Source organism: Citrobacter sp. (assembly GCF_050252275.1).
GTDB lineage: Bacteria > Pseudomonadota > Gammaproteobacteria > Enterobacterales > Enterobacteriaceae > Citrobacter_A > Citrobacter_A amalonaticus.
In genome coordinates this window covers 1-8,042 of the sequence record NZ_JBFWLF010000216.1, presented here as the reverse complement: position 1 = coordinate 8,042, position 8,042 = coordinate 1, and the positions used below count along the sequence as shown (strand labels likewise).

The window sequence follows — 8,042 nt, the reverse complement described above, 5'->3', positions numbered from 1 at the left end:
GGCGCTCTCGGCTTGTCCGGTAACGGAACGAGGTTTGTCATCACTCTCAAAGACCGCCGGATGGCGGCCTTTTTGTTCAGACAAATCCCAGCAGGGAAAAAAACACATAGCCGGCAATGATGATAATCACCGGCAGGATGTAGAGCGGGAAAAACTGCAGAAAAATCGTGTGATGCGGCACCACGATCCGTGACTCGATCTGCTCGCGTGACAACCCTTCGCTGCCCTTGGCTTTCTCCAGAATCAACTGGTCTTCAACGCCTTCACGTAAAAACCGCGCCTGGCGGCTCATGCGCGCGCCGGAATCCTGCATCGCCAGACCGATAAAAATCAGCACAAAAATCAGCCAGAACAGAATGTTCAGGCTATTCTGGAAATCCGGCGTCGGCGAGTTGTACCAGAAGAGGTTCAGAAACGGGGTATTCACTCGCATCATGTCGATCATGACGTGGGCAAAATCGAGCATCACCGCGTTAATCCCTTCCTGCTTTTCGCTGTGCGCGTACATAAATTTCAGGGCTGAAATCAGCGTGGAGAGAAGCGCCGGGATAAATATCACCCATCCTAAGATCCTTTTTAACACTGCAATGCGTCCAGCTTGTTGATACGTCATGAGTTCCCCTTGATGAAGACGCGTCGTTTTGGCTTAAGTCTACCTGCTGATAACCCTTTTCGCCCGATCTTTAAAAACGTTATGATAGCGGCTAACGCTGAATACCCTACATTTAATGCTCAACAGGAGAGGTTGTAATGTCAACCCCGCGTCAAATTCTTGCGGCCATATTCGATATGGATGGATTGCTGATTGATTCCGAGCCGCTGTGGGATCGGGCTGAACTGGACGTGCTGTCCAGCATCGGCGTCGATATCACTCGTCGTCACGAACTCCCGGATACGCTGGGGCTGCGCATCGATATGGTTGTCGATCTCTGGTTTGCTCAGCAACCGTGGAACGGGCCGAGCCGCCAGGAGGTCACCGATCGCGTCATTACCCGTGCCATCACGCTGGTTGAAGAGACGCGTCCGCTGTTACCGGGCGTCAAAGAAGCGGTCGCGTTGTGTAAAGCGCAAGGTTTGAAAGTCGGACTGGCGTCAGCATCCCCTTTGCATATGCTGGAAAAAGTACTGGCGATGTTCGACCTGCGGGAGAGCTTTGACGCTATCGCTTCCGCGGAGAAACTACCCTACAGCAAGCCACATCCCCAGGTTTACATCGACTGCGCGGCGAAACTGGGCGTCGACCCGTTATGTTGTGTAGCGCTGGAAGATTCCGTCAACGGTATGGTGGCATCGAAAGCCGCACGGATGCGCTCCATTGTCGTACCGGACAAAGAGGTGCGACACGATCCGCGCTATATCCTCGCTGACGTCAGGCTCAACACACTCACAGAACTGACCATCGCCGATTTACTTGGCTAACCGAGATCGGGCAATGGCCACATTGCCCGTCTTGCCAACAGTCAAAAAATTAAAACAACGTTTCATTTTTATTGTATTCTTTCGGTTCCTCTCCTATCCTTCTTTCAGGCACATAACAGATAAAAACGGATAGCCGAGGTCATTATGATTCTGGATGCATTTCGTCTCACAGGTAAAGTCGCCATTGTCACCGGTTGTGATACCGGGCTCGGGCAAGGGATGACGGTTGCGCTGGCGCAAGCCGGTTGCGATATCATCGGCGTGAACCGCAAAGTCCCTCATGACACCGCCGCCAAAGTTGAAGCGCTGGGTCGCCGCTTTTTCGCCATACAGGCCGATCTAAGCCAACAGGCAGTCATCGCGGACGTTATCACCCAGGCGGTAGAGAAATTCGGTCGCATCGACATTCTGGTGAACAACGCCGGGACCATTCGTCGCGAAGACGCACTCAGTTTTACTGAAAAGGACTGGGACGACGTGATGAACCTGAATCTCAAGTCGCTCTTCTTTCTCTCCCAGGCCGTTGCACGCCAGTTCATCGCCCAGGGCCAGGGCGGAAAAATTATCAACATCGCGTCAATGCTGTCGTTTCAGGGCGGTATTCGCGTCCCGTCCTATACGGCCTCAAAGAGCGGTGTTCTGGGCATTACCCGACTGTTAGCGAATGAGTGGGCGCAGCATCAGATTAACGTCAATGCTATCGCCCCCGGCTACATGGCAACTAACAACACCCAACAACTGCGGGAAGATGCTGAACGCAATAAAGAGATTGTCGATCGTATCCCGGCGGGCCGCTGGGGAACGCCAGACGATCTGCAGGGTCCGGTCGTTTTCCTCGCCTCGAAGGCAGCAGATTACATCAACGGTTATACGCTGGCCGTCGATGGCGGTTGGTTAGCGCGTTAAACGCGCATTATTGACAAAGAGTTACAACGTCACCACTTCCGCCCACTGTATAAAAATCCTATACTGTACGAATTCACAGTTTATCAGGTTTTATCATGACGGCGGAAGGTCACCTCCTCTTTTCCATTGCCTGCGCGGTGTTTGCTAAAAACGCGGAACTCACGCCCGTGCTCGCACAGGGTGACTGGTGGCATATTGTTCCTTCCGCTATTCTGACCTGTCTGTTACCGGATATTGATCACCCAAAGTCATTTCTCGGTCAGCGACTAAAATGGATTTCGAAACCGATCGCCCGTGCGTTTGGCCATCGCGGATTCACTCACAGTCTGCTGGCCGTCTTTGCGCTACTGGCGACCTTCTACCTGAAAGTGCCGGAGAGCTGGGTTATCCCCGCCGATGCCTTGCAGGGTATGGTGATAGGCTATCTGAGCCATATCGCCGCCGATATGCTAACGCCAGCGGGCGTCCCCCTGCTCTGGCCCTGTCGCTGGCGCTTTCGCCTGCCGATTCTGGTCCCGCAGAAAGGTAATCAACTGGAGCGATTTCTCTGCATGGCGCTGTTTGCCTGGGCGGTATGGATGCCCCAGACCTTGCCCCAGAACAGTGCAGTTCGCTGGTCATCCGATGTGATTAATACACTGCAATGGCAGTTCAATCGCTTTATAAAGCATCAAATCGACCAGTAAAGCAGCGAAATTATCGTTTTTGGCATAAACAATTCCATTTGAATATAAGAGCCAGGTCACAGTTCTGCTAACCTTGCGGCAACAGGATCGCTGTGACACAGCGGGACGAATAATAAAATCAGGAGAACGGGGATGAATTTTCCATTAATCGCGAACATTGTGGTGTTCGTCATTCTGCTGTTTGTGCTGGCGCAAGCCCGTCATAAACAGTGGAGTCTGGCAAAGAAAGTGCTGGTCGGTCTGGTCATGGGTGTGGTCTTTGGCCTTGCGCTGCACACCATCTATGGCTCTGACAGCCAGGTGCTGAAAGATTCCGTCCAGTGGTTCAACATTGTTGGTAACGGCTATGTGCAATTGCTGCAAATGATCGTCATGCCGCTGGTATTTGCCTCGATTCTGAGCGCGGTCGCCCGTCTGCATAACGCCTCACAGTTGGGGAAAATTAGCTTTCTGACCATCGGGACCCTGCTGTTTACCACATTGATTGCCGCACTGGTCGGTGTACTGGTGACCAATCTGTTTGGCCTGACCGCTGAAGGTCTGGTTCAGGGCGGTGCCGAAACGGCGCGACTGAATGCCATTGAAACCAACTATGTCGGTAAAGTGGCCGATCTCAGTGTCCCGCAGTTGGTGCTCTCCTTTGTGCCGAAAAACCCGTTTGCCGATCTGACCGGCGCGAACCCGACGTCCATTATTAGCGTGGTCATTTTTGCCGCCTTCCTCGGCGTCGCCGCGCTGAAACTGCTCAAAGATGACGCGCCGAAAGGTGAACGTGTGCTGACCGCAATCGACACCCTGCAAAGCTGGGTGATGAAACTGGTCCGTCTGGTCATGCAGTTAACGCCTTACGGCGTCCTGGCGCTGATGACCAAAGTGGTAGCGGGTTCTAACCTGCAGGACATCATCAAGCTGGGTAGCTTCGTCATCGCCTCGTATCTCGGTCTCGGCATTATGTTCGTTGTCCACGGCGTACTGCTGGGTGTTAACGGCGTGAGCCCGCTCAAGTACTTCCGCAAAGTGTGGCCGGTTCTGACCTTCGCGTTTACCAGCCGTTCCAGCGCCGCCTCTATCCCGCTGAACGTGGAAGCGCAAACCCGTCGTCTGGGCGTGCCGGAATCTATCGCGAGCTTTGCCGCCTCCTTTGGTGCAACGATTGGTCAAAATGGCTGTGCTGGTTTGTATCCGGCCATGCTGGCCGTTATGGTGGCGCCGACGGTCGGTATTAACCCGCTGGATCCTCTCTGGATTGCGACGCTGGTCGGCATTGTGACCGTCAGCTCTGCCGGGGTAGCCGGTGTCGGTGGCGGCGCCACGTTCGCCGCGCTGATCGTACTGCCTGCGATGGGGCTGCCTGTCACGCTGGTGGCGCTGCTCATCTCCGTTGAGCCGCTGATTGACATGGGCCGTACCGCGCTGAACGTCAGCGGGTCAATGACCGCCGGTACGCTGACCAGCCAGTGGCTGAAGCAAACCGATAAAACCATTCTGGACAGTGAAGACGACGCCGAACTGGCGCATCACTAAACGTCCCCAAAACAGAAAACCGCCCTTCGAGGCGGTTTTTTTATGCCGGAATTAATCCGCTATTTCGTTTTCCTGACGAATCTGATTTGCCCAGCGCTGGGCAGATTCCGCCTCGCTGAACGCCGGCGATCGCTGGAACGACTCCCCCATTAAGACAAACGCGACATACTTCCCGCGCAAGATCCACACGTCACGAAACGCGTCCATTTTTATTGCATGTTCGGGCGGTGCAGGTTCAACACGCGGAACATAACTAATAACCGGGCGATTTTGTTGGCGAAGAGGTTTCATCATTAATTGCTTCACTAAGACAAATTCAAAAATCAGAAAAGAACTATCTTAGCCGATTTTACCCCCGCCCGTCCTGCTCCTGGCGTGCGCTTTCCCCTGTCAACCAACGCTGTCATCCGCGTTCTGCCCGGCGGGATCACACGAGTGGACTATAGTTAGAGGGTTTTTGACAAAAAAATATCGACCCTTTCAGCAATGAAAAATGGAGACGAGTTCAATGTCGCATAATGAGAAAAATCCCCATCCACATCAATCACCGGTGCACGATCCGCGCGAAGCAAAACCGGGTCTGGACTCTCTGGCTCCTGATAATGAGTCGTATCGCCCTGTTCCTGAACCGACGCCGCCAGGCGCGCAACCTACCGCGCCCGGCAGTCTGAAAGCCCCGGATACCGGCAATAAAAAACTGAGCGATCTGGAAACGGTACGCAAGGGCAGCGAGAATTTTGCCCTCACTACTAACCAGGGCGTACGCATTGCTGATGACCAGAATTCATTGCGTGCAGGCAGTCGTGGTCCTACGCTACTTGAAGATTTCATCCTGCGCGAAAAAATCACCCATTTTGACCACGAGCGCATTCCCGAGAGGATCGTCCATGCGCGCGGCTCGGCAGCCCACGGCTATTTCCAGCCCTACAAAAATCTGAGCGACATCACCAAAGCCGACTTTCTTTCTGACCCGGATAAAATCACCCCGGTCTTCGTACGTTTTTCCACTGTTCAGGGCGGCGCAGGCTCGGCGGATACGGTGCGTGATATCCGTGGTTTTGCCACCAAGTTTTATACCGAAGAAGGCATTTTTGATCTGGTGGGCAATAACACCCCGGTGTTCTTCATTCAGGACGCGCATAAATTTCCTGACTTTGTCCATGCGGTAAAACCGGAGCCTCACTGGGCGATACCGCAGGGACAAAGTGCGCATGACACCTTCTGGGATTACGTGTCGTTACAGCCAGAAACCCTGCATAACGTCATGTGGGCGATGTCCGATCGCGGCATTCCGCGCAGTTATCGCACCATGGAAGGGTTTGGCATCCACACCTTCCGTCTGATCAACGCCGAGGGTAAGGCCACCTTCGTTCGTTTCCACTGGAAACCTCTGGCAGGTAAAGCCTCACTGGTATGGGATGAAGCGCAGAAGCTGACCGGTCGCGACCCGGACTTCCATCGCCGGGAACTGTGGGAAGCCATTGAAGCCGGTGATTTCCCGGAATATGAACTGGGACTGCAATTGATCCCGGAAGAGGACGAGTTGAAATTCGACTTTGACTTACTGGATCCGACCAAACTGATCCCCGAAGCGCTGGTTCCGGTGCAGCGCGTCGGTAAAATGGTACTCAACCGCAACCCCGATAATTTCTTCGCCGAAAACGAACAGGTCGCCTTTCATCCCGGCCATATCGTTCCCGGCATTGATTTCACGAACGATCCCCTGTTGCAGGGGCGTTTGTTCTCCTATACCGATACGCAGATTAGCCGTCTTGGCGGACCTAACTTCCACGAAATCCCAATCAACCGCCCGACCTGCCCGTATCACAACTTCCAGCGTGACGGCATGCACCGCCAGGATATTGATACCAACCCGGCCAACTATGAACCCAACTCCATCAATGACAACTGGCCGCGTGAAACGCCGCCGGGACCGAAACGCGGCGGCTTTGAGTCATATCAGGAACGCATCGAAGGTAACAAAATCCGTGAACGTAGCCCCTCGTTTGGTGAATACTACGCCCATCCGCGTCTGTTCTGGTCAAGCCAGACGCCCGTTGAGCAGTTGCATATCATCGATGCCTTCAGCTTCGAACTGAGTAAGGTCGTTCGTAGCTGGATCCGTGAACGGGTGGTCGACCAACTGGCGCATATCGACATTAACCTCGCGCAGGCGGTCGGGAAGAATCTGGGGATCGCGTTAAGCGATGAACAGACACAAATTGCACCGCCGCCAGAGGTGAACGGACTGAAGAAAGATCCTTCACTCAGTTTGTATGCTGTGCCGGACGGAGATATCAAAGGCCGCGTCGTCGGGATTTTGCTCAACGGAAAAGTGAAATCCGCCGATCTGCTTTCAATACTCCAGGCGCTTAAGGCGAAAGGCGTCCACGCGAAACTGCTCTACTCCCGCATGGGCGAGGTGGTCGCAGATGATGGTTCAACGCTGACCATCGCCGCCACTTTTGCCGGAGCACCGTCTCTCACCGTGGATGCAGTCATTGTGCCGTGCGGTGACATCGCCGATATTGAGGACAACGGCGACGCGCAGTACTACCTGCTGGAAGCCTATAAGCATCTCAAACCTATTGCACTCGTCGGTGAAGCACGACGCTTTAAAGCGCGACTTCATATCGACAGTCAGGGAGAGGAAGGCGTTGTTGAAGGCGCTGATGCGGATAGCCGTTTTATGGATGAGCTGTTTACATTGATGGCAGCTCATCGCGTCTGGTCGCGCACGGCTAAAATCCCGACCGTACCAGCCTGAGGCAACTCGCGGGCAAAAAAAAGCGGCGCACCACGCGCCGCAAACTCAGGAGTCAGACATCAAGAAAACTGCCCAGACGGTAGCCACGTTCTGCAATCGCATACTTGAGCGAGGCCGACGTCAGCACGTCCAGTTCAGTCAAGCGGGGGTAACAATAGGCGCTCTGACGGATAATATTGTCAATAAACGCCGGGTGACACATCACTTCCAGTGAGGATTCTCCACGTTTTGCTGAAGCATCGAGAGCCTGCAGGAACAACGCTTCCGAAATCGCATCTCCGTAAAACTCACTGCTGAACCCTTGCGAGCTACGCAGCGTCGCCGGAAGATCGCCTGCCTGGAACACCGGCTGACGATCAATGCGCAGCGCAAGATTACGCTCTGCGGCAAATCGCGCGACAAGGGGGAAGATCTGCGGGAACATATGCACATGGTGATGGCTATCCAGGTGCGTCGGCTCCCGTCCGAACAGGTCGATGAAACGCTGGTACTGACTGGCAAGCTCACGGGCGATTGCATCCAACGGCAGCGTATCTTCCTCTGCCATCTGCCAGATCCATTTTCCCAGACGCCCTTCACGGGTTAATCCCGGCATCTCGGTCAGCGGTTTTCCCAGCGTCAGAACAAAGTGCATCCCTACCGCCAGCGTCGGCAGTTCGCGGCTTATGGCGACCGCTTGCTCTATGGCATCACCGTTCACCAGCGCCGTGGTCGAGGTCTCCACACCGTGGCGACAGGCC

General features: G+C 54.3%; 8 protein-coding genes. 5 read left to right on the top strand and 3 right to left on the bottom strand.

Going from position 1 to position 8,042, the window contains the following annotated elements; all coding sequences use genetic code 11:
* Positions 1-76 precede the first annotated feature (76 nt).
* Positions 77-613 carry a YniB family protein gene (locus AB7E14_RS16865; RefSeq protein WP_044254806.1) on the bottom strand — a complete coding sequence of 179 codons (537 nt, stop codon included), beginning with the start codon at positions 611-613 and terminating at the stop codon, positions 77-79.
* Positions 614-750: 137 nt separating this feature from the next.
* Here AB7E14_RS16865 and hxpB point away from each other — a divergent pair, with 137 nt between their 5' ends.
* The 4 genes from hxpB (at position 751) to tcyP (ending at position 4,535) form a co-directional block, all read left to right on the top strand.
* Positions 751-1,419 carry a hexitol phosphatase HxpB gene (hxpB, locus tag AB7E14_RS16860; RefSeq protein ID WP_043000882.1) on the top strand — a complete coding sequence of 223 codons (669 nt, stop codon included), beginning with the start codon at positions 751-753 and terminating at the stop codon, positions 1,417-1,419.
* Between the two features lie 144 nt (positions 1,420-1,563).
* Positions 1,564-2,325, top strand: a complete 762-nt coding sequence (gene kduD, locus AB7E14_RS16855; RefSeq protein WP_058587977.1) for a 2-dehydro-3-deoxy-D-gluconate 5-dehydrogenase KduD — start codon at positions 1,564-1,566, stop codon at positions 2,323-2,325.
* Positions 2,326-2,420: 95 nt separating this feature from the next.
* Positions 2,421-3,011, top strand: a complete 591-nt coding sequence (locus tag AB7E14_RS16850) for a metal-dependent hydrolase (RefSeq protein ID WP_058587976.1) — start codon at positions 2,421-2,423, stop codon at positions 3,009-3,011.
* 132 nt (positions 3,012-3,143) lie between these two features.
* A complete protein-coding gene (gene tcyP / locus AB7E14_RS16845; protein ID WP_054176635.1) occupies positions 3,144-4,535 on the top strand; it encodes a cystine/sulfocysteine:cation symporter in 1,392 nt (463 codons plus the stop codon).
* 51 nt (positions 4,536-4,586) lie between these two features.
* Here the strand turns inward: tcyP and cedA are convergent, their stop codons facing one another.
* Positions 4,587-4,841: a cell division activator CedA gene (gene cedA / locus AB7E14_RS16840; RefSeq protein ID WP_071888400.1), complete on the bottom strand. Its 255-nt coding sequence runs from the start codon at positions 4,839-4,841 to the stop codon at positions 4,587-4,589.
* A gap of 202 nt (positions 4,842-5,043) precedes the next feature.
* Between cedA and katE the strand changes: the two genes are divergently transcribed.
* The gene (katE, locus tag AB7E14_RS16835) at positions 5,044-7,302 is read left to right on the top strand and encodes a catalase HPII (RefSeq protein WP_316962249.1); all 2,259 of its coding nucleotides are present in this window, start codon (positions 5,044-5,046) and stop codon (positions 7,300-7,302) included.
* 52 nt (positions 7,303-7,354) lie between these two features.
* Here katE and chbG read toward each other — a convergent pair.
* Positions 7,355-8,042, bottom strand: a 688-nt coding sequence (gene chbG / locus AB7E14_RS16830) for a chitin disaccharide deacetylase (RefSeq protein WP_428169699.1), incomplete at its 5' end; no start/stop codon positions are given.